This is a genomic window from Sphingobium sp. LMA1-1-1.1 (assembly GCF_040676365.1).
In the GTDB taxonomy this organism is placed as follows: domain Bacteria; phylum Pseudomonadota; class Alphaproteobacteria; order Sphingomonadales; family Sphingomonadaceae; genus Sphingobium.
This window is the reverse complement of the sequence record NZ_JBEGHS010000002.1, coordinates 74,839-95,975: the sequence shown is the minus strand read 5'-3', so window position 1 is coordinate 95,975 and position 21,137 is coordinate 74,839. Positions and strand designations below refer to the sequence as shown.

Below are 21,137 nucleotides of genomic sequence, written 5' to 3'. Positions count from 1 at the left end.
ATGAAACACGCCCGTCCATTCACCGGCTGGCACATGACCGCGATACTCGTCGCCAGCTTTTCCGTCGTCATCGCCGTGAACATGCTGATGGCGACGATCGCGGTGCGGTCCTTCGGTGGCGTGGTGGTGGAGAACAGCTATGTCGCCAGCCAGAAGTTCAATGGCTGGCTGGCGCAGGCGCGCGCGCAGGAGAAGCTGGGTTGGCGTGACCGGGTGGAGCTGGACGCCGCGCGCCATGTGCGGATGGAGCTGAACGTGCGCGGTGCGCAGATGCAGGCGGTGGCGCAACATCCGCTGGGACGCGCGCCGGACATCATGTTGAGCCTGCGTGAGGCCGCGCCGGGACTTTATGTGAGCGACCACGCCTTGCCCGCCGGGCGGTGGCAGTTGCGCTTCGACATTCGCCACGGCGGCGGGGAAGAACATCTGCTGCGGGAGATCGACTGATGGCAAGCCAGCCTGCTCTTGTCGAGGCCCCTCCGGTTGAAGCGAAGGAAAGCCTGTTCGCGGTGCCCGGCATTCACTGCGCCGGGTGCATCTCGAAGATCGAGAATGGCTTGTCGCAGACCCCCGGCATCCGCTCCGCGCGCGTGAACATGAGCGCAAAGCGGGTCGCGATCAGCCACGATCCCGCGCTGACTCCGCCGGAACTGAAGGCAGCCATCGTCGCGCTGGGTTTCGATGCGGAGCCGCTTGTCGATCCGGGCCAGGACGTCGCGGCCGCAGAGGGCAGGGTGCTCGTCCGCGCGCTCGCCGTGGCGGGCTTCGCGGCGATGAACATCATGCTGCTGTCGGTGTCCATCTGGTCCGGGGCCGAAGGGGCCACGCGGACGATGTTCCATTGGCTTTCGGCGCTGATCGCATTGCCGGCCGTTGCTTATGCGGGCCGGCCCTTCTTCCGTTCGGCTTGGGCGGCATTGCGGCAGGGGCGGACGAACATGGACGTGCCAATCAGCATCGGCGTGCTGCTGACGACAGCCATGAGCCTGTTCGAAACCCTAAGGGGCGGCGAACATGCCTGGTTCGACGGAGCGGTGATGCTGCTCTTCTTCCTGTTGGCGGGGCGCTGCCTCGACAGCATGATACGGGCGCGCGCACGCGCTGGCGTGGCGGCGCTGCTGAAGCAGACGGCGCCGGGGGCGCTGGTGCTGGACGCAGGCGGCCGCAGCGGGTGGACGGCGGCGAGTGCGCTGCGTCCAGGCATGCGCATGATCGTCGCGGCGGGCGAGAGGCTGGCTGCGGATGGGCGCGTGGCCGAGGGAGAAAGCGGCATCGACCTCGCTTTCCTGACCGGCGAAAGCGCGCCCGTCCGCGTGCGCGCCGGCGACGTTGTGCAGGCGGGGGCGATGAATGTAGAAGGGCCGATCACGGTGGAGGTGACGGCGGCCGGGGCCGACACGGTGATCGCCGACATCGCGCGCCTGATGGAGGAAGCGGGGCAGGGGAAATCCCGCCATGTCCAGATCGCAGACCGGGCCGCGCGCTATTATGCGCCCTGCGTCCATCTGCTTGCCGCGCTGTCCTTTGCGGGGTGGATGATTGCGGGTGCGGGCGCGCATCAGGCGCTGCTGATCGCGGTGGCCGTGCTGCTGATCACCTGTCCCTGCGCGCTGGGCCTTGCCGTGCCGGCGGCGCAGATCGTCGCATGCGGCGCGCTGATGCGGCGCGGCGTACTGGTGAAGGACGGCTCGGCGCTGGAGCGGCTGGCGGAGGTGAGTGAAGCGCTGTTCGACAAGACCGGAACGTTGACGCTTGGCCGTCCGGTTCCGCAAGGGCTCGACCGCCTGGAGCGTGAGGATCAGTCGATACTGCTGGCGCTGGCAAGGGTCTCTCGTCATCCATTGAGCGACGCCCTGCGGCAGGCGCTGGAGGCTCGGCAAGTCGCTCCGGCATCCCTCGACCGGATTCGCGAAATTCCGGGTGAGGGCGTCTTCGCCGATCATGATGGCGTGGCGGTGTCGCTGACCCGGCCACGCAGCGTCGTCAGCCTGTTCGGCCTTGCTAGCGAATATCGGTCCGGGGAACGTGCGGTGCTGCTGCACTTCACCGACGCCCTGCGCCCGGATGCGGTCGAAACGCTGAGAGAGCTGCGCTCCATTGGCCTCAAGACGCTGATCGCCAGCGGGGATCGTCCCGAAGCGCTCGAAGAGATCGCCCGCGCAACGGGCACGACTGCGGTCGGCCATCTGCGGCCGGCGGATAAGCTGGCGCTGGTCGGGCGATTACAGGCGCGAGGCGAAAAGGTGTTGATGGTGGGTGACGGACTGAATGATGGTCCGGCGCTGGCGGCGGGCCATGCCAGCATGGCTCCGGCCTCTGCCAGCGATGCGAGCCAGTTGACGGCCGATGCCGTGTTCCTGGGCGACAGGCTGGCGCCCGTGGCTGTGACGGTTCGGGCGGCGCGCCGGACGATTGCCGTGGTGAAGCAGAATTTCGCGCTGGCGATCGGCTATAATGTGCTGGCGGTGCCGCTGGCCGTGGCGGGCAAGGTCACGCCGCTGGTCGCCGCGATCGCCATGTCGACATCCTCGCTGATCGTGATCGCCAATGCGCTGCGTTTGAAGGGAGCCGCGAAATGACGGGTCTTGGGCTGTTGATCCCGATCGCATTATTCCTCGGGCTGCTCGGCCTCGCCGCCTTTTTCTGGGCGCTGCGGGATGGGCAGTTCGATGACAGCGAAGGCGCCGCGGCGCGGATATTGATCGACGAGGAATAGGGAAGCGCTCGATGGGAAATCGGACGGGTCAAATCGGTTGGGCCCACCAGCGCGGCGGATATGTCATGCGCGAACCATGGCGGAGGCCATTGCGCCCAGCGCCGTGTTGATGCGCGATGCCGTTTGTACTTCGACGCCGCAATCTTCCATCGCCTGCCGCATGGCCGACGTCCATTGATCGGCGACAGCGGCATTGATCGGAAAGCGCGAGTGCAGCGACATCATGCATTTGCCGGGATTGGCCGCGAACCAATCCGTGTCTCCGCCCAGCCATCCGCAAAGGAAGCCGCTGAGCGAGGTTCGCATGGGCGCAAGATCCTGGGCGTGCATCGCGCGCAGATCGCTGTAGGCGGGGCTGCTGTCCATCAGATCATAGAAGCGGTCGACGATGCCATGAACGCCGTCACGCCCGCCAACCGCAAGAAAGGGCGGCTGTCCGGTACTCAATTGCCCCGACCGCGCAGCGCGTCCTGGAGGCTGAGCCCGCCCAGCACCAGCATGAACATGAGCATCAGGGTAGCGACCATATGCGGGAAATATTGGCTGATTAAATGATCCATTGCGCGTCTCCTTTGCAGAGACGATAGACTCGCTTCGATGCCGGCAAATTGACGCCCGTCAAAATCCAGAGGCAGATTCCTTGATGACGAGGTGTCCGCGATGCCATGGCGCATCAGGCGCGAAGTCCGGGCAATTCGACATGGAGGCGGAACTGGGCCCTGGCCCGTTCTCATTCACCGTCCTGAAGGACGCCCATCTCACGCAGAAAGGACAGTGCGACTTGCCATGAATTACTATCGGCGGTCGCGTCATAATTAACGTGAGGGATATTCAGAGCATCCGCTTCCGGATTGGTGAAGCTATGTCCTGCCCGGCCAAAAATCATGGAACGCCAATCGACACCAGCAGCGTTCATTTCGTCTTCAAAGGCTCTGCGCTGTTCAGCCGGTGTGATCTCGTCGAGCCCCCCGAGAAACATCAGGACTGGCGCATTGATTCTTGCTGATCCTGCCGGTCGCGTTTTCGAAAGCCCAGGATGAAACCCGATCAGCGCGGCGAACGAAAATCAATTTGTTGAATATTGAAAGCTGTGGCTGGGCGGCGTGGACAAATTCCGCAGCGGTGACCGCGGCATCGCCGGTCCCGGATTTGCGCCCCGGCGGCTTGATCAAATTTCGTTCGAAACGACATTCATGACAAAATATCGCTGATCGTCGCGATATGGATGATATATCGATTTATCTTGCGGTGGCAGTTACAGCCCGATAACAACTATGACAGCCCGGCCCGTCGGTATCCGTGGACGACAAGGAGGGGGAATGCTGCCAGCAGCGACCTGCGTCATGTCAGCGCGCAGGATATGAAGGAAGTCCAGCGATATGGACAATTCTCGATAGCTTTTTCGCCTCAGGAGGTTGGATGACAGGGGGAAGCGAAGCCGCAGCGAATGCCGGGTCGCGTGGCCACCGATTGTGGGTGCGGCTGACACATTGGCTGATCGCTGCTGCGGTTCTGACGCTGATCTATTCCGGGGTCACCATTTTGATGGCGCATCCGCGCTTCTATTGGGGCGATGTCGGCAATGATCTCATCCAGCCGCTGTTCGAGGTGCCGCTCGGCCCCAATTATCACAATATCCGCTACTCTGCCGCGACGCCCTTTTTCGCCTCGCCCGACGGGCCGGTGACTGCCGACCTGCTAATGGCGCCGTGGAACCAGAATTCCTGGGCGCGCAGCCTGCATTTCCTGGCCGCGTGGTGCTTTTTGGCAGGGCTGTTCGCCTATCTCTGCCTTGCCTTTATCACCGGCCATGTCCGTCGCGTCTTGTGGCCGCGCCGGGATGAACTTGGGCGGCAGAACCTGTGGCGGGATGTCCGGGCGCACTTGCGTCTGCCGATGCCCGCAGCCGAACCGGGTCCACCCTACGCCATCCTGCAGAAGTTGGCTTATACGGCGGTGGTGCTGGTCGCCCTGCCGCTGATGTTCCTGACCGGAATCACCATGTCTCCCGCCATAACGGCGAACTATCCGATCTTGCTCGCTATTTTCGGCGGTGCGCAATCGGCTCGCACAATCCATTTCTTCACCTTCGCATTCCTTGCGATCTTCCTGCTCATCCACCTCGTGATGATCCTCCTGACCGGACCGCTGCGGCAAGTGCGCGGAATGATTTTGGGAAAGTGACATGACCGACAGGCCCCTCCAACTCTCGCGCCGCGCACTTATTGGAGGCATCGCCTCCAGCGGCGGTCTGCTGCTCTCCGGTTGCAGTGACCAGCAGCCGCCGACCTATGGCAATATTTTGAGGATGGGAGACAATCTGACCTATAACGCCCAGCGCCTCCTGCTGTCGCGGAGCGCGCTGGTGACCGAATATGACCGGTCGCAGATCAGTTCGATGCCGGCGATCGGTACGATCGATCCTGCGCGCCCTGATGTGGGGCTGCATGATCCAAAAGGCGGCGAAGTCTATGCTGCGCTTCGACATGGCGATTTCGCCGACTGGCGGCTCAAGGTCGAAGGCAGCGTGAACAATCCCAGAAGTTTTTCACTTGCCGAACTCAAGAAAATGCAATCGCGGACGCAGATCACGCGGCATACATGCGAACAAGGCTGGACGGCGATAGCAGAATGGACCGGCGTGCCGCTGCGTTCGGTGCTCGCGGCGGCGGGTGTCCGCCCCTCTGCGCGCTTCGTCCAGTTCTACACTTTTGACCTGATGGCGGACGGGATCGACATGGTCGATGCGCTTCACCCGCAAACGATCCTTGCCTATGGGATGAACGGGCGAGAACTGCCGATCGGCCATGGCGCACCGCTGCGCCTGAGGATTGAACGGCAGATGGGCTTCAAGAGCCTGAAGTTCCTGCGACGGATCGTCGTCACCGACAAGTTCGACGATCTGGGTCGCGCTGGGACGATCCAGAACGGCTGGTCATGGTATAATGGCATTTAACAGGGGTTCCTCACAGCCCAGATGCCGTATCGTCTTGTGGCGTCGCCGAGGTCGCTGACGGCTTGATCATCCATTACCTGTGGGAGCAGGGTCGCCAGATGCCGGGGCACTGCTCCCCCGTCCCGATCTACCGAGCAGTCCCGTACGCCGGTTCGACCGTCAGCACCGACGCTCTGGCGCCTGTCACCCTTACGATGGCGCCGGCCGGCGCATCCGGCCCGCTGCAGGACCAGACGCTGTCCCCCACCTTGACCCGGCCGTGGCCATTGTTGATCGCTTCGACCACGGTGACGACCTCTCCCACCAGGCGGGCGGTTCGGTCGTTGAGAAGCGGATCCTGCGAGTCCACGGGATTGGCGGTGTACCAGCGCCGTCCGCCCCAGACCGACAGCAGGCACAGCCCCGCAAACAGCAGCAATTGCAAAGGCACCGAGATCGGCAGCACGAGGGCGACGAGGCCCGTCGCCGCAGCGGCCAGTGCGACCCAGATCAGGAATATCCCCGGTATCGCTACCTCGCCCATGCCGAGCAGCGCGGCGAAGACGAGCCAGCCCCAATGATCGTCCAGCATGGCGAGCCAGCCGGTCATGCCGGCCCCTGTCCAAACGGCCCGCGGCGGGGCGGGGCAGGGGGTGGCGGCGCTGTCGGCTCACCCAGTGCTTCCTTCGCCAGCGCGCCTATGCCGCCCAAAGTGCCGATCAACTGTGTCGCCTCGACCGGGAAGAGGATGGTCTTGGCGTTGGGAGAGGTGGCGAACTGGCTCACCGCTTCCACATATTTCTGGGCGATGAAATAGTTGATCGCCTGCGCATTGCCGCTGGCAATGGCCTCGGACACCATCTGTGTCGCCTTTGCTTCGGCCTCCGCCTCGCGTTCGCGCGCTTCGGCATCGCGAAAGGCGGCTTCGCGGCGACCCTCGGCCTCCAATATCTGGCTCTGCTTCTGTCCCTCCGCCTTCAGGATTTCCGAAGCGCGCAGGCCTTCCGATTCCAGGATCAGGGCGCGCTTCTCGCGTTCCGCCTTCATCTGGCGGCCCATGGCGTTGACGATGTCGGCAGGCGGGCGGATGTCCTTCAGTTCGACGCGGGTGATCTTGATCCCCCAGGCATTGGTCGCATGGTCGACCACCGAAAGCAGGCGGGCGTTGATCTCATCGCGCTTGGACAGGGTTTCGTCCAGGTCCATCGATCCCATCACCGTGCGCAGGTTGGTGGTCGCAAGCTGCATGATCGCGACATAGAGTTCCGACACCTCATAGGCAGCCTTGGCCGCGTCCAGCACCTGGAAGAAGACCACGCCGTCGACCGACACCATGGCATTGTCCTTGGTGATGATCTCCTGCCCAGGGATGTCGACCACCTGTTCCATCATGTTGATCTTCCGCCCGACGGCATAGAAGAAGGCAGGGTAGAAGTTGAGGCCGGGGCGCGCGACCTCCGTAAAACGGCCGAAGCGTTCGATGGTATATTGATAGCCCTGGCGCACGACCTTGACGCTGACCGCCAGGTAAAACAGCACCAGCAAGGTCACCGTCAGCGCGAATGTCGTCAACATGCCTGCTCCCCCCTGAAATCTGCTTGGACTATGGCGCGAAATCATGAATGGGGGAAGACAAAGTGACAGGAGGTTCCCCATGTTGTTGCGTCATGCCCGATCGCTGCTGTTCCTGCCCGCGTCCAACACGCGCGCCATCGTCAAGGCGCGGACGCTGTCCTGCGACATGGTCATACTGGACCTGGAGGATGCAGTACCGCCCGATCGCAAGGAAGAGGCATTGGCCAATGCGGTCGCAGCGGTTGCGGAGGGTTTTGGCAGCCGTCTCTCCGCGGTGCGCATCAATGTGGAAGGCACGCCCTCCCACGGGCGGGAGATGGTGACGCTCAAGACGTCAGCCGCTGATTATGTGGTTATCCCCAAAGTGGAAAATCCTCGTCAGGTGAAGGATGTGTTCAGCGTTTGCCAGAAGCCCGTGATCGCGATGATAGAGAGTGCGGCCGGCGTGCTCATGGCGCAGGCGATTGCCGCGGCGGAGGGGTGCGCGGGGCTGTTCATGGGGAATAACGATCTGAGGCAGGACCTCGGGATACCGCCCTTGGCCGGACGGGAGGGTCTGACCCTCTCCATGCAGTCCGTCATACTCGCGGCGCGGGCGGCGCGGATCGCCGTGTTCGATGGCGTGTTCAACCGGCTGGACGATGAGGCCGGGTTTGAGGGCGAGTGTGCGGCGGGCCATGCGCTGGGTTTTGACGGCAAGACGCTGATCCATCCCAGTCAGGTCCCCGTCGCCAACCAGGTGTTCGGCCCGGATCCGCAGTCGGTCGCCGATGCGCGGCGGCTGATCGAAGCGGCGACGGGCGGCGCCGAGCGGTTCGAGGGACGCATGATAGAGAGCATGCATGTCGAGGAAGCGAAGGCGCTGATCGCGCGGGCGGATGCCATAGTGTCATAGTTCCGCCCAAAGATTGACACTATTTGGCATGGGCAATCTGGCCGCCTGGCTCGTGTGAACGAAGAAATCGCGTAAATCCGGGATGTTTCCGGATGCGTCATAAATGTCACTGTCAAATAAATTAATGGCATTTTTACGGCAAAATGGTAGGATTTAATTTGCGGGGTCTGAGATTCTGCGAGGTCCATCATGTCCAGGTTGAGGATGGCGGCCTGTGCCGCCAGTGGTATCGTTGCGCTCTTTTTCGGCGGGGTTGCGTCCGCCGAGGCGGCGCGATGTTGGCAGCCTTATGAAATCGAGGCGGCGCGCGTCAGGGATTTGCAGATCATATTGATGCTGGGATCACTGAAATGTCGTTCAACAAACAGTGAAATCACGGCGAAATATGACAAATTTCGTGAAAAAATGGGAAGTGCGGACAATTACAACAATGCGTTGAAGCTGCGGTTCATGCGCGAGAACGGCATTGCCGGTGGACAGCGCGCCTATGACGATTTCATCACGAAAATGGCGAACAGTCATACCGATGGCGTGCAGTCGGCGGGTTTCTGCGAGATGGCTGATACGTTGCTGACGTTGGCGATGAATGCCGGTCAGAATGAATTGCCGACGCTGGCGCGGAATTTTTCGGAAAAGCCGGCCGGGGTGGGCGACCTGTGTGACGTGACGGCGGTCGCAGCCGCGCCTCCGCCCGTGGCGCTGGCGGGGGATGCGGCGGCGCCGGTTGCCGTGGCGGAAGCGGCACCGCCTGCAGTTACGCCCCAATCCGCGGCGGCTGCGCTGGAGGCAGCCGCTGTCGCGCTGCAATCGGCTGCGGCTAGCCTCAAGGCTCCGCCTGCCGATGTGGGGGTCAAGGATGCTGGAGCCAAGGATGCCGCTCCGGCCGCCCAGCCGCAGTTGGTGGCCGTTGCCAAGCCGGTCAGTTGAGAGTGCCATGGGTGCCGCGCCTTGGGGAGCGCGGCTGGGGGAATGCGAGCCCCGGAACGCTTTTTTCAGAGCCCCGCTGCGTTCCGCCTGTTTCGCTATCGGTCTCGTAGCCCTTCAGCGCTTTTCATATTTCCAGTTGCGGCCCTTGCCTGCCGCGATCCATTCGACGGCTTGTGCGATACGCCTGTCGCGGGTTGCGTCGGTTCGGGCATCGTTGATCCACTCGCAATAGTCGCGAACCTTGCCAGGCGGGAAATCAGCCCAATTCGCGGCGGCGGCAGGATTGGCGTCGAGAGCGGCCGCGAAGGCGGGGTGCAGCGGCAGCGGAGCACGCGGCGTCTTCGCGCCCCTGCGCGCTTCGTCGCCGGCGTCGATCAGCGCCACGGCCTTCTTCAGCAAAACCGCGATTTCCGCGTCGTTGGGCAGATCGTCCCGGCTTTCAATCCGTCCGAATTGCCCCATGGCTTCGCTCCGCGCTTCGCCAGACGCAACCTTGTCATGCCAGAAGCCGAAGGCGACATGCCGCTTGAACCCTGCGATGTGGCAGAGATTGCGGTCCCGATAGGTAAAGAAAGGCATGCCCCATTTGACTGCCTCGTCAATGTCGGGAGAGGTCGCGTGGATGAGGTCGCGCAAATGGCTGAGGATCGGTCGGGCGAAGTCGGCCTGTCGCGCGATATAGGCGTCGATGCGGGGATCGACCGGCATGGATCAGCTGCGCCGGTGGCGCGCGGTCAACAGATAGTTGATCGCCTTGTTGGGCGAGAGGATGAAGCCTCTGGCAGGTGAGAAGCTGAGCCCGCTGCTGTCGATCACTTCCAGGCCCGCATTGTCGAGCAGCCTCGCAAGTTCTTCCGGATTGAGGAATTTGCGCCAGTCATGCGTGCCCTTGGGAATGCCGCCGATGCTTTCGCCGATGGTGATCATGGCGAGGCGGGAGAGGGGCGTGCGGTTGGGCGTCGAGAGGATCAGCAGGCCCTTGGGCGCCAGCCTGTCGGTCAGCGCGCCGACGAAGGCGGCGGGGTCCGCGACATGTTCGATCACCTCCATGCAGGTGATGAGGTCAAAGTCGCCTTCCTCCAGCCGTTCCACAGGGGTAGCGCGATAGTCGATGGCGAGTCCCTGGCCGGCGGCATGGTTGCGCGCCACGGCGATATTCTCTTCCGCTGCATCGAGGGCAGTCAGGCTTGCCCCCAGGCGCGCCAGCGGTTCGGCCAGCAGCCCGGCTCCACAACCCACGTCCAGGGCGCGGCGGCCGGCGAGAGGGCGGAAGCCATCACCCTGTTCCGGCCAATGCCGGTCGACCGCATCACGAATATAACGCAGCCGGACAGGATTAAGCTTGTGCAGCATGGCGCTGCTGCCGTTGGGATCCCACCAGTCGGCGGCCATGGTGCCGAAATGGGCGGCCTCGCGTGGATCGATGGTGCTGGACGCTATGTTCTCCATGGCATCCTGCTACCAGCGTCGGGGATTGCAGGCTATGGCTGTTTTTCGTCCTGTCTCGCAGTTGCTGAGCATCACGAAGATCAGCACGACGCCGGGCAGGATCGGTCCGCCGATCGTCACCATCGCCCATAAGCTGCTTTTCATCGCATCCTCCGTTGCCTGGCCCCGAACAGCCAATGAACGACAGGCTGCCGGTTCCCCGCTGCGTCCGGGCAATGGTATCGCTTTGCTTGCCATATTCGCCGCTGCTGCTAATAGGAGCGCCGTTTTTGCGCCCTTCGGGGATATTTCATTTCTTTTCAGCAGGCGGGTTCGACAGGCAAATGGCGCGCATCGTGATGAAATTCGGCGGCACCTCCATGGCGGGGATGGAGCGAATTCGCAACGTGGCCGCACGAGTCAAACATGTCGTCGAACAGGGGCATGAGGTCGCCGTCGTCGTGTCCGCCATGGCGGGCGAGACCGATCGGCTGGTGGGTTTCTGCAAGGAAGCCTCGCCGCTCTACGACCCGGCGGAATATGACGTCGTCGTTGCTTCGGGCGAACAGGTGACGAGCGGCCTGCTGGCCATGACCCTGAAGGCGATGGGCGTGGACGCGCGGAGCTGGCTCGGCTGGCAGCTTCCGATCCGCACCAACGAAGCTCATGCCAAGGCGCGCATCGGGGACATCGACACGATCGACCTGCTGGCGTCGATGCGGTCGGGTACGGTGGCGGTCATCCCCGGCTTCCAGGGCATGATGGAGGATGGCCGCATCTCCACCCTCGGTCGCGGCGGGTCCGATACATCGGCGGTGGCCGTGGCCGCCGCGCTCAAGGCCGACCGCTGCGACATCTATACCGACGTCGATGGCGTCTACACCACCGATCCCCGCATCGTCGCGCGGGCGCGCAAGCTGGACCTCGTCACCTATGAGGAGATGCTGGAACTGGCTTCGGTCGGCGCCAAGGTGCTCCAGACCCGCTCGGTCGGCCTCGCCATGAAGGAAGGCGTGGTCGTGCAGGTGCTTTCCTCCTTCGATGATCCCAACCAGGACGACCTCCCCGGCACGCTGATCGTCAGCGAGGAGGAACTGGAAGCCAAGCTCAAGGAAGACAAGATGGAACGTCAGCTCATCACCGGCATCGCCCATGACAAGAATGAGGCGAAGATCACCCTGACCCGCGTGCCGGATCGTCCGGGCGCGGTGGCGCACATCTTTGGCCCGCTGGCGGACAGCGCGATCAATGTGGACATGATCATCCAGAATGTCGGCCGCGACAAGGGCGAGACGGACGTCACCTTCACCGTGCCGGGCGCTGACCTGGCCCGCGCGCTGGACGTGCTGGAGAGCCAGAAGGACGTGATCGGCTTCAATCGGGTGATCCCGGATACGAAGGTGGCGAAGGTGTCGGTCGTCGGCGTCGGCATGAAGAGCCATGCGGGCGTGGCGTCCACCATGTTCAAGTCGCTGGCCGATCGCGGGATCAACATCCTTGCCATCTCCACCAGCGAGATCAAGGTGTCGGTGCTGATCGACGAGGATGAAACCGAACTGGCCGTGCGCGTGCTGCATACGGCCTACGGCCTCGACGCGCCGGTCGCCTGAGCTAAGCTCTTTACTAAAGTCGCCATTCCCGCAAAGGCGGGACTCCATTTCCCGGCCTTTCGTCTGGGGATGGGATGGGAGATGAATCCCCGCCTTCAGGGGATGACGGAGTTATTATGACCAACGCCAAACTCGCTTCCCTGATGGCTCGCGGCGCTGATTTTCTCGGCTGCGAGGTCGCGATTCTCTGCGGGGCGATGAGCTGGGTGTCGGAGCGCAATCTGGTCGCCGCGATCTCCAATGCGGGGGGCTTCGGCGTGATCGCCTGCGGGGCGATGACACCCGAATTGCTCGACAAGGAGATTGCGGCGACCAAGGCGCTGACCTCCAGGCCGTTCGGCGTCAACCTGATCACCATGCATCCGCAGCTTTTCGAGCTGATCGACGTCTGCGCGAAGCACCATGTCGGCCATGTCGTGCTGGCCGGCGGGCTGCCGCCCAAGGGGAGCATTGAGGCGATCAAGGAGAAAGGCGCGAAGCTGATCTGCTTCGCCCCGGCGCTGGCGCTGGCCAAGAAGCTGGCGCGTTCCGGCGTTGATGCGCTGGTGATAGAGGGCATGGAGGCGGGTGGCCATATCGGGCCCGTGTCCACCAGCGTGCTGGCGCAGGAAATCCTGCCGGAAATGGCGTCGCAGCTTCCGGTCTTCGTCGCGGGCGGCATCGGCCGGGGCGAGTTGATCGCCGGTTATCTGGAAATGGGTGCGGCGGGCGTGCAGCTTGGCACCCGCTTCGCCTGCGCGACCGAGAGCATCGCCCATCCGAGCTTCAAGAAGGCCTTCTTTCGCGCATCCGCCCGTGATGCGATCGCCAGCGTGCAGATCGACCCGCGCCTGCCGGTCATTCCCGTGCGCGCCCTCAAAAATGCCGGGACCGAGGCCTTCACGGCCAAGCAGAGGGAAGTCGCCAATCTGCTGGACAGCGGCGCGGTCGATATGGGGGAGGCGCAGCTCCAGATCGAACATTATTGGGCCGGCGCCTTGCGCCGCGCGGTGATCGACGGCGATGTCGAGGGTGGCTCGCTGATGGCGGGCCAGTCGGTCGGCATGGTGTCGAAGGAGGAGCCGGTGGCCGAGATCATCGCCCAGTTGCTGGACGAAGCGGCGGTGGCGCTCGAGCGGCGGGCCTGAAACCGGACGAAGCGAATCTATCGCCCGATGGACTGAGCGTTGACCTGTCGTCAGGAACGCTTGGCTTTGCGATGAGTTGTGCTGTCCGGATCATGTTCTAAGGGATGACAGGTGCCGCCCCGTGCCGCTTTTCGCCGTTTCTGCCAGCTAAGCTCTCTTGCCGCCCTTGCCTGGGTGGCGGGATGTTCCACGCCCGAGAAAGCGCCGCCCACGCCGCCACCGCCGGTGGTGCCGACCATAAAGCCGCTGCCGCCAATGGGTGCGGTAGAGGAAATGAGCATTCCCGAAGTCGGGGATGACGGAAAATATCTCACGCCCAATCGTGGTGTGACGGCCAACACCGCTCTTTGGCATGTGCGCATGGCGCTCAATGTCGCGGCGCTTTCCTGCTATGGCGTCAACGAACCGGCGCGCATCCAGTATAACCAGATTTTGCATGTGCATGAGCGGGTGTTGAGAGAGGCGAATGCCGCGGTCGACCGCAATTATCTTGCCGCTTACGGCACGGGCGGCCTTAGGGCGCGCGAGCTGCTCAATACGGTGGTCTACAATTTCTTCGCCCTGCCGCCGGTGACGAAGAGCTTCTGCCCCGTCGCGATAGAGGTGGGCGCGAAGATCCTGGCGATGCCGTCCAACCAGCTTCTCGCCTATGCGCCCGAAGCGCTCACCCAGTTGGAAAAGCCGTTCCAGGAATTTTACGCCGCCTATGCCGATTATCTGCGGCGGCTGGCCGAATGGCAGTCGCGCTTTGGCGGGACGGTGAGCGTGGTCGTATCGCCCACGCCGCTGCCGCCGCCGCCCACCCCACCCAAGGAGGTCACGGCCGGCTTCGTGGCCCAATCCTCGATCCCGCCATCGACCAGGGTGCCCGGCGCCCCGGTGCGGGTGGAGGTGCCGACATTTCCGCTGACGCCGATGCGGGAAACCTACATCCCCATGCAATAGAACGGCTTCCAGGTGACCGGGGCCGATCCCTTGCCAGGAAACAGGGGAGGCACGGATGCCGAGCGCCGATCTGGTTCATCCCGATCGAAACTGCCTTTGGGGAGCGCGGCGTAAGGCCAGGCGGAGGTCACGCTCCAGCTTATTACCATTGCATTGTTTCAATCGGAAAAGCGGTTCCTACATTTCCGCACGATGCTCTAGATGGCCCATCACATCATCCTTCGAAAGGGGAACGACCTATGCAGAAAAGCGGAAACACTGTCCTGATCACCGGCGGCGGTTCGGGCATTGGCGCGGCGCTGGCGCACGAATTCCATGCCGCGGGCAATCAGGTCATCATCGCGGGACGGCGGCAGGCGGCGCTGGACGCCGTGGTGTCGAACCATCCCGGCATGGCCTCACTGACCATCGACATGGAGGATCCCGCAGCAATTGCGACCTTTGCGGCGAAGCTGGTCACGGAATTTCCGGCACTCAACGTCGTGATCCATAATGCCGGAATCATGGTGGCAGAGGAGCAGGTCGACATTGCCATAGCGGAGGCGACGGTGGCGACCAACCTGCTGGGGCCGATCCGGCTGACCCATGCGCTGTTGCCGCACCTGCTGGCGCAGAAGGCCGCGACGCTGATGACGGTGACGTCGGGCCTTGCCTTCGTCCCGCTGGCCGCGACGCCGACCTATTGCGCGACCAAGGCGGCGATGCATAGCTGGTCGCAGTCGATGCGCGAACAGCTCAAGGGCACGAGTGTCGAACTGATCGAACTGGTGCCGCCGGGCGTGCAGACCGACCTGATGCCCGGCCATGCCGAAAATCCGCAGATGATGCCGCTCGACCAATTCATCGCGGAGGTCATGGCATTGCTGGGGCAGGAGCCGGCGTTGGAGGAGATCTGCGTGGAGGGCGTGAAGATGCTGCGCGAGGCGGAGCAGCGCGGCGCGTTCGGCCAGGTGTTCGCGATGCTGAACGGCGCGCACTGAGGAAAGAGGTCAAGTCCTCCCCCTCATGTGAGGGGGAGGCGAGTCTGCCTGCCTTGGCTCACCCCGAAGAGGGCGTTGCCGTTGAGGGTGCTTTGGGTGGCAGGGGGAAGAGACGGACAAAGCGTTCTGCCAGGGACCTGTTCCCGTCCACCTGAAGCGCAGCGGCGACATCCTCAAACGCCAGGCCACCATAGATCAGGCCGGCCAACGCATTCGGGTCGCCCGAAAAGATGACGTCGGCGCCGGCTGCTTCGCCCCGGTCGGCGGTGAAATCACCCCCTTTGATGATCAGGCGGAACTCTTCGTCCCCCAGACGCAGGCCGATCGTGGCGTTCATGTCCCCAATGCGGCTGCGGTCGATCATTGTGCGCATCGACAGGATCACCGATGCATTGCTCATCGGCATGCCCGGCTGCATCGTGGGGGATCGGCACGCCCAGCGGCCAAGCACCTGGAACAATATCTCCGACTCGCGACCCCATTCCGTCAGCTCATAGATCTGGCTGGCGGCTGGCGGCGGCAGGCGGCGGCGAACAAGAATGCTGGCGGCTTCCAGTTCTTCGAGCCTTTGCGTCAGCACGTTGGCGCTGATTCCGGGCAGGCTGCCGCGCAAATCAGTGAAGCGCTTGGGGCCAAGTATCAATTCCCGCATTATCAGCATGGCCCAGCGATCACCGATCAGATCCAGTGCATGGGCTGTCGCACACCCGTCCTGATAAGCCCGTTTCTTCACAGTGCAATCCATTGGTTATTTTTTATAACTTGATAGTTGTGAAATATAATATAGAAGTTCATAAAGTTCAAGCTGATGAGTCGGCGCGGCCATCAGGCAAAACGACCCCCAAGGAGAAGTGTGATGCCTAACACCCCCGCTCCAAAGATGATTTTCGTCAACCTGCCGGTAAAGGACCTGGCTGCCTCAATCGCATTTTACGAAGCGGTCGGCGCGGTCCGGAACAATGATTTTGCCGACGACAGCGCGCAGATGATGAGCTTTTCCGAAAATATCCACGTCATGCTGCTGACGCATGAGCGTTTCTCCGGCTTTACGCCGCGCAGCATTCCCAATGCCCATGAGACGGCGCAGGTGCTGCTCGCGCTCAGCGAGGCGAGCCGGGCGGACGTCGACGGGACGACCGACAAGGCGCTGGCCGCAGGCGGGACGGAGCCCAATCCCCGGCAGGATCATGGCTTCATGTATGGCCGCAGCTTTGCCGACCTGGACGGTCATATCTGGGAAGTGACCTGGATGGATGTGGAAGCGGCGCTGGCGATGAACAAGGAAGCCGCCGCCTGAACTCTGCCTTGTCCTGAGGAGAGAGACAATGAGCTACATGGATGGTTTCGTGATCCCCGTACCCAGGGGTAACAAGGAAAAGTACAGGGAGGTTGCGGCTTATGCCGCGCCGATCTTCATCGAACATGGCGCGCTGAGGGTCGTGGAATGTTGGGCGAGCGACATCAAGCCGGGCAAGGTCAACGACTTCCGCACCGCCGTCATCGCCGAGGAGGGTGAGGAGGTCGTCTTTTCCTGGATCGAATGGCCCGACAAGGAAACGCGCGACACGGGTGCGGAGAAGGTCATGAAGGATCCGCGAATGCAGCCGAAGGAAGGGGAAGACATGCCTTTCGTCGGCGCGCGGCTGATCTATGGCGGGTTCGAAGTGCTGATCGACGCCAAGGCTTGATGGAGGCTGCGATGACTGATCTGAACGGCAAATTCTTCTGGTATGAATTGATGACCAGCGATCCGCAGGCGGCGATCGCCTTCTATGGCGATGTCGTAGGCTGGACCGCGCAGCCCTTTGGCGGGGAACGGACCGACGATCCCTATCATGTCCTGTCGGGCAGCGCGGGGCCGATGGGCGGGATCATGTCCATTCCGGCGGAGGCGAAGGATTGTGGCATGTCGCCCTGGTGGGGCGGTTATATCGGTTCGGCCGATGTGGACGCGGACGCAAGGCGGCTGGCCGAGGCCGGCGGCAGCGTGAAGCGTCCGCCGGAGGACATTCCGGGCGTCGGGCGCTTTGCGGTGATGAGCGATCCGGGCGGCGCGGTGTTCATGCTGCTCAGGGGTTCCAGCCCGGACGGGATGAAGCCGGCACCGATGATGGCGAACGGCCATGTCGGTTGGCATGAGCTCTACAGCGGCGATTTCGCTGCCGATCTGGCCTTCTACACGGGGCAGTTCGGCTGGGCGAAGGGCGATGCCATGGATATGGGGGAGATGGGCAGCTATCAGCTCGTCTCTCAGTCCGGCAGCGCTGATTTTCAGGGCATGACCGGCGGCATCATGCCGCGTCCCCCGCAAGTGCCGGTGCCGCTATGGCTGTTCTACTTCGCCGTGCCCGACATCGATATGGCGCTCGAGAAGGTGAAGGCTGGCGGCGGGACCGTGCTGAACGGACCGATGGAGGTGCCGGGCGGCGCCTGGATCATCCAGGCCGCCGATCCCCAGGGCGCGATGTTCGCGCTGGTGGGCATGCGCTCCGGCGCGGCATAAGGGAGAGGAACCATGTCGAAGATTTCACCCTGCCTGTGGTATAACGGGCAGGCAGAGGAGGCTGCGCGCTTTTATGTGTCGCTGTTCGGGGGAACGGTCGATTTCATCAGCCGCTATCCCGACGATAATCCCAGCCCCAGTCCGTTCAAGGGCGGGGACGTCCTGCTGGTCGAATTCACCCTGTTCGGCGACAGCTATCAGGCGCTGAACGGTGGGCCGGAATTCGGCTTCACCGAGGCGGTGTCGCTATCCGTCGCCTGCAAGGACCAGGCGGAGATCGACCGCTACTTCGAAGCCTTGACCGCCGACGGCGGTTCGCCCGGACCATGCGGCTGGCTGAAGGACAAATATGGCCTGTCCTGGCAGTTGGTGACGCAGGAGATCATGGACCTTTACAAAACCGGCGACGGACCGGGCATCCAGCGAATGATGGCGGAGATGATGACCATGCAGAAACTGGATACCGGCCGGATGAAGGCGGCTTTCGAAGGGAAATCGGCATGAGCGCGGCGGAGTTCGAATTGTCCGTGACCTGCCATGTCGCCGCCCCGCGTGAAATTGCATGGAAGGTATGGACGGACCTCAAGGACCAATGGTTCTGCCCGAAACCCTGGCGTGCCGAAGTGATTGAGGAGGATCTGCGGCCTGGCGGGCGGAGCGCGGTGCGCATGTTCGGTCCCAATGGCGAGGATACCGGGCCGATGGAGGGCATCGTGCTGGAGGTGGTGCCGCAGGAGAAGGTGGTGACGACCGACGCCTATGCATCCGGCTGGATACCGCAGACGCCCTTCATGACGGCGATCTGGAGCTTCGCCGACGAGGGCGAGGGCACACGCTTCACCGCCACTGCGCGTCATTGGGATGCCGAGACGATGACGAAGCACGAGCAGATGGGCTTCCACCCGGGCTGGGACCAGATGGCCGAGCAGTTCAAGGCCTTGTGCGAGACTTCGGCGGGAATGGCTTAGATGGGTGGTTAGCGGACTGTCAGATGTCGGGAACCGACGGAAACAAAACGTCTTGCTCCAAAGCCATCGACGATCCCTCCATGCGCTTTTGCGCGCAGTCGAAATGGGCGTAGATCATTTGTGTCGGCGGTTCGTCACATTGATCGGACCAGAGATCGCTAAGACCAATCGCTAACGCCTTACGACCATTCTGCTCAATACCTGCGCCACAAAACCAACATTCATAGCCCAGACCAAGTAGGCTGTTGGCTATTCCGTAAGGATTGTCGACCTCGACCGCGCCGAGTAGTTCAACGACCCTTTCCCTATTTTTTTCGTCGATTGCTGCATCGAAATCATCAAGAGTGCCCGCTGCAAACAAGCGTTCGTTCAACGTCATTCCCGAATAGTTGGTTTTCTCCATGCCGCATTCTTAGCCGACCTTTGCGAGGTCCGCTATCGGGCTTGGCCTTGGTAACTATGGATGACTGCAAATGGTCGTTAGCCGACTATATCAGCATCCGTCCGCCCCATGAAAAAGCAACGGCATAGAAAAAGAGGGCGGCGAAAAAATAGCCTGCTGTTGATAGACGGCTCGGCCCGACTTCTACGGAACTGGGTCGTGTGTGAAATGCTCCCAGTGCCACGGGGAACCATGCGGCGATCAATGCGGCGGCAGCGATTTGGGTCTGCCAACCTCGCGCAGAAGCATCGACCCATAGGAAGCCTATATAAGCTAGAAGCGAGGCCGGAATTAGCAGGGCCAGATAAATCAACCAGCTTAATCTGAACCAATTCCGCGACGGCGGCGAGGAGGTTGGATCTGTCATATTCCAATTATCCGCGATCCCGCCAATGTCTGCAACGGAGATCACGTCGATGGGCATTGAGCGTCCACAAATGGTCGATCTCAGCCATGCGCTAAATGCGGTGAAGCAGCGTCGTAGTCGATCGCCACAATAGATACAGAGCACTGCTGAGAAAAACTATGCAGCCTCCGAGCATCAGGCGTGCCGTGATCAGGCCCGGACCGTCGCTCACCCCTACCGCCAAGATAGAATAGAAAGCGGCGACGCAGCTACCAACGAACAAAAGGAGTCCACCAATAAAGGCCACTTTTGGAAAACGGCCTATCAAGCTGTGCACTTTCAGCATGGGCAATTTATGTCCGCTTTAGCGTTGCAATTCAAGCCGAGCGGGCGGCGAGTTTTGGTCGAAATGCGCAGCCAACCTGTCGATGCACAGAAAAGGGCGCCCGGACCGCACCGGGCGCCCTTCTTCGGCTTTTTAAGGGTCAGGCCTTGTAAACCTTGCCCACTGCTGCGCGGAACTTCGCCATGTCGTCTGCCGAACCGACGGTGACGCGTGAGACGGTGGGCCAGATCGCCCAGTTGCGCCCGATCTGGACCTTTTCCGGTGTGGCGATCAGTGCGGCCTGCATGTCCTTGGCCGGCTTGGTCTTCCAGTCCACCATGAACATGTTGGCCTGGCTGCCAGGCTGCACCTCTATGCCGTTGCTGGTGAGCCAGGCGATGGTTTCCTCCCGGTTCGCGATCATTTCCTGACGCCGCGCCTTGATGAGGCCAGCTTCGGGGTAGACCGCATTGCCGCAGGCCATGGCGGTGATCGACAGGCCGCCGGCCGTGGGGCCGAAGAGGCTGATGCGCTTCTGGATTTCCGGGTCCGCGAAGGTCAGTCCCAGGCGCACGCCCGCCATGCCGAACAGCTTGGAAAAGGTCCGCATGACGATCAGGTCCTTGCGGCCCGCCACCAGCTTCACCGCGCTGGGCGCTTCGGAGAAGTGGATATAGGCTTCGTCGACCAGCAGGATCGAATCCTTGGGCTTGTTGGCGAGCAGCCATTCGATGTCGGCCAGCGGGGTCACGGTGCCGGTCGGGTTGTTGGGCGAGCAGATATAATAGAGCCCGGCATTGGGATTGGCGGCCAGCATCGCCTTCACGTCATGGCCCTTGCCGACTGCCTGGGGCGCCTTGGCAATGGGGGCCTTCAGGTAATCGGCCGTGCGCCAGGCGGATTCGAAGGTCGGATCGGCGGTGACAAGGCCCCTGGTGGGGGAGCAGAAAGCCGCGACGGTGCTGACCAGCGGGCCACCGGAGCCGGGCCACAGCATGATGTGTGATTCCGGAATGCCTTCCACCTTGGCGACGGTAGCGATCAGGTCGCCCTTGTAGTTATCCGGATCGTACCAGTTGCCGACGGCCGCGGCCCTGGCGGCGGCCTGCACGCCCGGTTCGAACGGGCCGGTCCAGCATTCGTTGGCGCCGATGCGCACCGCGCCCTTCACTCCGCGCGCGGCCTGCTGCTGCGCGAAGGCGGGCTGGACCAACAGGTTGCCGGCAGCCGCGCCGGCAGCCATCAAAGCGGAAATCTTGCCAATGGTGCGACGGGAATAGCCCCGTTCGAGCAGGTCTTCGCGGGCGTCCTTTTCCAACATCATGGTCATGTCTGTCCCCTAGTTTTGCACGACTGCGTATATTCAACCGGGGGAAACGAAGGAGGCGGCGCATTTCCGCAATGCGCCGCCTCCG

The 21,137-nt window shown here is 62.6% G+C and carries 27 protein-coding genes; 16 read left to right on the top strand and 11 right to left on the bottom strand.

What is annotated here, in order from left to right:
- The 3 genes from MRBLMA1_RS05625 to ccoS are packed head-to-tail and all read left to right on the top strand — an operon-like array spanning position 1 to position 2,716.
- Positions 1-447, top strand: a complete 447-nt coding sequence (locus tag MRBLMA1_RS05625; RefSeq protein WP_363735543.1) for a FixH family protein — start codon at positions 1-3, stop codon at positions 445-447.
- The gene (locus tag MRBLMA1_RS05620; protein ID WP_363735542.1) at positions 447-2,579 is read left to right on the top strand and encodes a heavy metal translocating P-type ATPase; all 2,133 of its coding nucleotides are present in this window, start codon (positions 447-449) and stop codon (positions 2,577-2,579) included. The genes MRBLMA1_RS05625 and MRBLMA1_RS05620 overlap by 1 nt, the downstream gene beginning before the upstream one ends.
- Positions 2,576-2,716, top strand: a complete 141-nt coding sequence (gene ccoS, locus MRBLMA1_RS05615) for a cbb3-type cytochrome oxidase assembly protein CcoS (protein ID WP_133654545.1) — start codon at positions 2,576-2,578, stop codon at positions 2,714-2,716. Before MRBLMA1_RS05620 ends, ccoS begins: the two co-directional genes overlap by 4 nt.
- A 63-nt stretch (positions 2,717-2,779) precedes the next feature.
- On the opposite strand, the gene MRBLMA1_RS05610 is transcribed toward ccoS, so the two are convergent.
- Together MRBLMA1_RS05610 and MRBLMA1_RS05605 are read right to left on the bottom strand one after the other, a co-directional pair.
- Complete coding sequence (locus tag MRBLMA1_RS05610) at positions 2,780-3,163, bottom strand: group II truncated hemoglobin (protein ID WP_363735541.1); 384 nt, start codon at positions 3,161-3,163, stop codon at positions 2,780-2,782.
- 283 nt (positions 3,164-3,446) lie between these two features.
- Complete coding sequence (locus MRBLMA1_RS05605; protein WP_363735592.1) at positions 3,447-3,764, bottom strand: dienelactone hydrolase family protein; 318 nt, start codon at positions 3,762-3,764, stop codon at positions 3,447-3,449.
- A 371-nt stretch (positions 3,765-4,135) separates the two neighbouring features.
- Between MRBLMA1_RS05605 and MRBLMA1_RS05600 the strand changes: the two genes are divergently transcribed.
- Together MRBLMA1_RS05600 and MRBLMA1_RS05595 are read left to right on the top strand one after the other, a co-directional pair.
- Entirely contained in the window at positions 4,136-4,900 is a 765-nt protein-coding gene (locus MRBLMA1_RS05600) for a cytochrome b/b6 domain-containing protein (protein ID WP_363735540.1), read from the top strand.
- Between the two features lies 1 nt (position 4,901).
- Positions 4,902-5,672: a molybdopterin-dependent oxidoreductase gene (locus tag MRBLMA1_RS05595; RefSeq protein WP_363735539.1), complete on the top strand. Its 771-nt coding sequence runs from the start codon at positions 4,902-4,904 to the stop codon at positions 5,670-5,672.
- A gap of 127 nt (positions 5,673-5,799) precedes the next feature.
- Here MRBLMA1_RS05595 and MRBLMA1_RS05590 read toward each other — a convergent pair whose 3' ends face one another.
- A complete protein-coding gene (locus MRBLMA1_RS05590) occupies positions 5,800-6,261 on the bottom strand; it encodes an NfeD family protein (protein WP_363735538.1) in 462 nt (153 codons plus the stop codon).
- Positions 6,258-7,226 carry an SPFH domain-containing protein gene (locus tag MRBLMA1_RS05585; RefSeq protein WP_133654551.1) on the bottom strand — a complete coding sequence of 323 codons (969 nt, stop codon included), beginning with the start codon at positions 7,224-7,226 and terminating at the stop codon, positions 6,258-6,260. The genes MRBLMA1_RS05590 and MRBLMA1_RS05585 overlap by 4 nt, the downstream gene beginning before the upstream one ends.
- A 79-nt stretch (positions 7,227-7,305) precedes the next feature.
- Here MRBLMA1_RS05585 and MRBLMA1_RS05580 point away from each other — a divergent pair, with 79 nt between their 5' ends.
- Positions 7,306-8,121 (top strand): HpcH/HpaI aldolase/citrate lyase family protein, encoded by an 816-nt coding sequence (locus MRBLMA1_RS05580; protein ID WP_363735537.1) that lies wholly within the window; start codon positions 7,306-7,308, stop codon positions 8,119-8,121.
- Positions 8,122-8,310: 189 nt separating this feature from the next.
- Positions 8,311-9,048: a hypothetical protein gene (locus MRBLMA1_RS05575; protein WP_363735535.1), complete on the top strand. Its 738-nt coding sequence runs from the start codon at positions 8,311-8,313 to the stop codon at positions 9,046-9,048.
- A 114-nt stretch (positions 9,049-9,162) separates the two neighbouring features.
- Here the strand turns inward: MRBLMA1_RS05575 and MRBLMA1_RS05570 are convergent, their stop codons facing one another.
- Genes MRBLMA1_RS05570 through MRBLMA1_RS05560 form a run of 3 tightly spaced genes read right to left on the bottom strand, consistent with a single transcriptional unit; the run spans position 9,163 to position 10,641 of the window.
- Positions 9,163-9,756 (bottom strand): YdeI/OmpD-associated family protein, encoded by a 594-nt coding sequence (locus MRBLMA1_RS05570; protein ID WP_363735533.1) that lies wholly within the window; start codon positions 9,754-9,756, stop codon positions 9,163-9,165.
- Positions 9,757-9,759: 3 nt separating this feature from the next.
- Positions 9,760-10,497 carry a bifunctional 2-polyprenyl-6-hydroxyphenol methylase/3-demethylubiquinol 3-O-methyltransferase UbiG gene (ubiG, locus tag MRBLMA1_RS05565; RefSeq protein ID WP_363735532.1) on the bottom strand — a complete coding sequence of 246 codons (738 nt, stop codon included), beginning with the start codon at positions 10,495-10,497 and terminating at the stop codon, positions 9,760-9,762.
- A gap of 9 nt (positions 10,498-10,506) precedes the next feature.
- Entirely contained in the window at positions 10,507-10,641 is a 135-nt protein-coding gene (locus MRBLMA1_RS05560; RefSeq protein WP_363735530.1) for a hypothetical protein, read from the bottom strand.
- Positions 10,642-10,820: 179 nt separating this feature from the next.
- Between MRBLMA1_RS05560 and MRBLMA1_RS05555 the strand changes: the two genes are divergently transcribed.
- The 4 genes from MRBLMA1_RS05555 to MRBLMA1_RS05540 all read left to right on the top strand — a co-directional run bounded on the left by MRBLMA1_RS05555 (position 10,821) and on the right by MRBLMA1_RS05540 (position 15,138).
- Complete coding sequence (locus tag MRBLMA1_RS05555; RefSeq protein WP_363735528.1) at positions 10,821-12,086, top strand: aspartate kinase; 1,266 nt, start codon at positions 10,821-10,823, stop codon at positions 12,084-12,086.
- A gap of 116 nt (positions 12,087-12,202) precedes the next feature.
- Positions 12,203-13,213: an NAD(P)H-dependent flavin oxidoreductase gene (locus MRBLMA1_RS05550; protein ID WP_133654557.1), complete on the top strand. Its 1,011-nt coding sequence runs from the start codon at positions 12,203-12,205 to the stop codon at positions 13,211-13,213.
- A gap of 111 nt (positions 13,214-13,324) precedes the next feature.
- Positions 13,325-14,158 carry a hypothetical protein gene (locus MRBLMA1_RS05545; protein ID WP_363735526.1) on the top strand — a complete coding sequence of 278 codons (834 nt, stop codon included), beginning with the start codon at positions 13,325-13,327 and terminating at the stop codon, positions 14,156-14,158.
- Between the two features lie 239 nt (positions 14,159-14,397).
- Positions 14,398-15,138, top strand: a complete 741-nt coding sequence (locus tag MRBLMA1_RS05540; RefSeq protein ID WP_363735525.1) for an SDR family oxidoreductase — start codon at positions 14,398-14,400, stop codon at positions 15,136-15,138.
- Between the two features lie 58 nt (positions 15,139-15,196).
- Here MRBLMA1_RS05540 and MRBLMA1_RS05535 read toward each other — a convergent pair whose 3' ends face one another.
- A complete protein-coding gene (locus MRBLMA1_RS05535; RefSeq protein WP_363735524.1) occupies positions 15,197-15,871 on the bottom strand; it encodes a winged helix-turn-helix transcriptional regulator in 675 nt (224 codons plus the stop codon).
- Positions 15,872-15,994: 123 nt separating this feature from the next.
- On the opposite strand from MRBLMA1_RS05535, the gene MRBLMA1_RS05530 reads away from it, so the two are divergent.
- The 5 genes from MRBLMA1_RS05530 to MRBLMA1_RS05510 are packed head-to-tail and all read left to right on the top strand — an operon-like array spanning position 15,995 to position 18,609.
- Entirely contained in the window at positions 15,995-16,435 is a 441-nt protein-coding gene (locus MRBLMA1_RS05530) for a VOC family protein (protein WP_363735523.1), read from the top strand.
- Between the two features lie 28 nt (positions 16,436-16,463).
- Positions 16,464-16,826 carry a DUF1428 domain-containing protein gene (locus MRBLMA1_RS05525; RefSeq protein WP_133654562.1) on the top strand — a complete coding sequence of 121 codons (363 nt, stop codon included), beginning with the start codon at positions 16,464-16,466 and terminating at the stop codon, positions 16,824-16,826.
- An 11-nt stretch (positions 16,827-16,837) separates the two neighbouring features.
- Positions 16,838-17,641 carry a VOC family protein gene (locus MRBLMA1_RS05520; protein ID WP_363735522.1) on the top strand — a complete coding sequence of 268 codons (804 nt, stop codon included), beginning with the start codon at positions 16,838-16,840 and terminating at the stop codon, positions 17,639-17,641.
- Positions 17,642-17,653: 12 nt separating this feature from the next.
- Positions 17,654-18,145, top strand: a complete 492-nt coding sequence (locus tag MRBLMA1_RS05515; RefSeq protein WP_363735520.1) for a VOC family protein — start codon at positions 17,654-17,656, stop codon at positions 18,143-18,145.
- Positions 18,142-18,609 carry an SRPBCC domain-containing protein gene (locus tag MRBLMA1_RS05510; protein WP_133654565.1) on the top strand — a complete coding sequence of 156 codons (468 nt, stop codon included), beginning with the start codon at positions 18,142-18,144 and terminating at the stop codon, positions 18,607-18,609. Before MRBLMA1_RS05515 ends, MRBLMA1_RS05510 begins: the two co-directional genes overlap by 4 nt.
- 19 nt (positions 18,610-18,628) lie before the next feature.
- On the opposite strand, the gene MRBLMA1_RS05505 is transcribed toward MRBLMA1_RS05510, so the two are convergent.
- The 3 genes from MRBLMA1_RS05505 to MRBLMA1_RS05495 form a co-directional block, all read right to left on the bottom strand.
- A complete protein-coding gene (locus MRBLMA1_RS05505) occupies positions 18,629-19,012 on the bottom strand; it encodes a hypothetical protein (RefSeq protein WP_363735518.1) in 384 nt (127 codons plus the stop codon).
- Positions 19,013-19,097: 85 nt separating this feature from the next.
- A complete protein-coding gene (locus tag MRBLMA1_RS05500; protein ID WP_363735517.1) occupies positions 19,098-19,475 on the bottom strand; it encodes a hypothetical protein in 378 nt (125 codons plus the stop codon).
- A gap of 407 nt (positions 19,476-19,882) precedes the next feature.
- Positions 19,883-21,052, bottom strand: a complete 1,170-nt coding sequence (locus MRBLMA1_RS05495; protein ID WP_363735516.1) for a pyridoxal phosphate-dependent aminotransferase — start codon at positions 21,050-21,052, stop codon at positions 19,883-19,885.
- Between the last annotated feature and the right edge of the window lie 85 nt (positions 21,053-21,137).

Coding starts and splice junctions, on each gene's coding strand:
- MRBLMA1_RS05625 (WP_363735543.1), top strand. CDS start 1: ATGAAACACGCCCGTCCATTCACCGGCTGGCACATGACCGCGATACTC.
- MRBLMA1_RS05620 (WP_363735542.1), top strand. CDS start 447: ATGGCAAGCCAGCCTGCTCTTGTCGAGGCCCCTCCGGTTGAAGCGAAG.
- ccoS (WP_133654545.1), top strand. CDS start 2,576: ATGACGGGTCTTGGGCTGTTGATCCCGATCGCATTATTCCTCGGGCTG.
- MRBLMA1_RS05600 (WP_363735540.1), top strand. CDS start 4,136: ATGACAGGGGGAAGCGAAGCCGCAGCGAATGCCGGGTCGCGTGGCCAC.
- MRBLMA1_RS05595 (WP_363735539.1), top strand. CDS start 4,902: ATGACCGACAGGCCCCTCCAACTCTCGCGCCGCGCACTTATTGGAGGC.
- MRBLMA1_RS05590 (WP_363735538.1), bottom strand. CDS start 6,261: ATGACCGGCTGGCTCGCCATGCTGGACGATCATTGGGGCTGGCTCGTC.
- MRBLMA1_RS05585 (WP_133654551.1), bottom strand. CDS start 7,226: ATGTTGACGACATTCGCGCTGACGGTGACCTTGCTGGTGCTGTTTTAC.
- MRBLMA1_RS05580 (WP_363735537.1), top strand. CDS start 7,306: ATGTTGTTGCGTCATGCCCGATCGCTGCTGTTCCTGCCCGCGTCCAAC.
- MRBLMA1_RS05575 (WP_363735535.1), top strand. CDS start 8,311: ATGTCCAGGTTGAGGATGGCGGCCTGTGCCGCCAGTGGTATCGTTGCG.
- MRBLMA1_RS05570 (WP_363735533.1), bottom strand. CDS start 9,756: ATGCCGGTCGATCCCCGCATCGACGCCTATATCGCGCGACAGGCCGAC.
- ubiG (WP_363735532.1), bottom strand. CDS start 10,497: ATGGAGAACATAGCGTCCAGCACCATCGATCCACGCGAGGCCGCCCAT.
- MRBLMA1_RS05560 (WP_363735530.1), bottom strand. CDS start 10,641: ATGAAAAGCAGCTTATGGGCGATGGTGACGATCGGCGGACCGATCCTG.
- MRBLMA1_RS05555 (WP_363735528.1), top strand. CDS start 10,821: ATGGCGCGCATCGTGATGAAATTCGGCGGCACCTCCATGGCGGGGATG.
- MRBLMA1_RS05550 (WP_133654557.1), top strand. CDS start 12,203: ATGACCAACGCCAAACTCGCTTCCCTGATGGCTCGCGGCGCTGATTTT.
- MRBLMA1_RS05540 (WP_363735525.1), top strand. CDS start 14,398: ATGCAGAAAAGCGGAAACACTGTCCTGATCACCGGCGGCGGTTCGGGC.
- MRBLMA1_RS05530 (WP_363735523.1), top strand. CDS start 15,995: ATGCCTAACACCCCCGCTCCAAAGATGATTTTCGTCAACCTGCCGGTA.
- MRBLMA1_RS05525 (WP_133654562.1), top strand. CDS start 16,464: ATGAGCTACATGGATGGTTTCGTGATCCCCGTACCCAGGGGTAACAAG.
- MRBLMA1_RS05520 (WP_363735522.1), top strand. CDS start 16,838: ATGACTGATCTGAACGGCAAATTCTTCTGGTATGAATTGATGACCAGC.
- MRBLMA1_RS05515 (WP_363735520.1), top strand. CDS start 17,654: ATGTCGAAGATTTCACCCTGCCTGTGGTATAACGGGCAGGCAGAGGAG.
- MRBLMA1_RS05510 (WP_133654565.1), top strand. CDS start 18,142: ATGAGCGCGGCGGAGTTCGAATTGTCCGTGACCTGCCATGTCGCCGCC.
- MRBLMA1_RS05505 (WP_363735518.1), bottom strand. CDS start 19,012: ATGGAGAAAACCAACTATTCGGGAATGACGTTGAACGAACGCTTGTTT.
- MRBLMA1_RS05500 (WP_363735517.1), bottom strand. CDS start 19,475: ATGCCCATCGACGTGATCTCCGTTGCAGACATTGGCGGGATCGCGGAT.
- MRBLMA1_RS05495 (WP_363735516.1), bottom strand. CDS start 21,052: ATGACCATGATGTTGGAAAAGGACGCCCGCGAAGACCTGCTCGAACGG.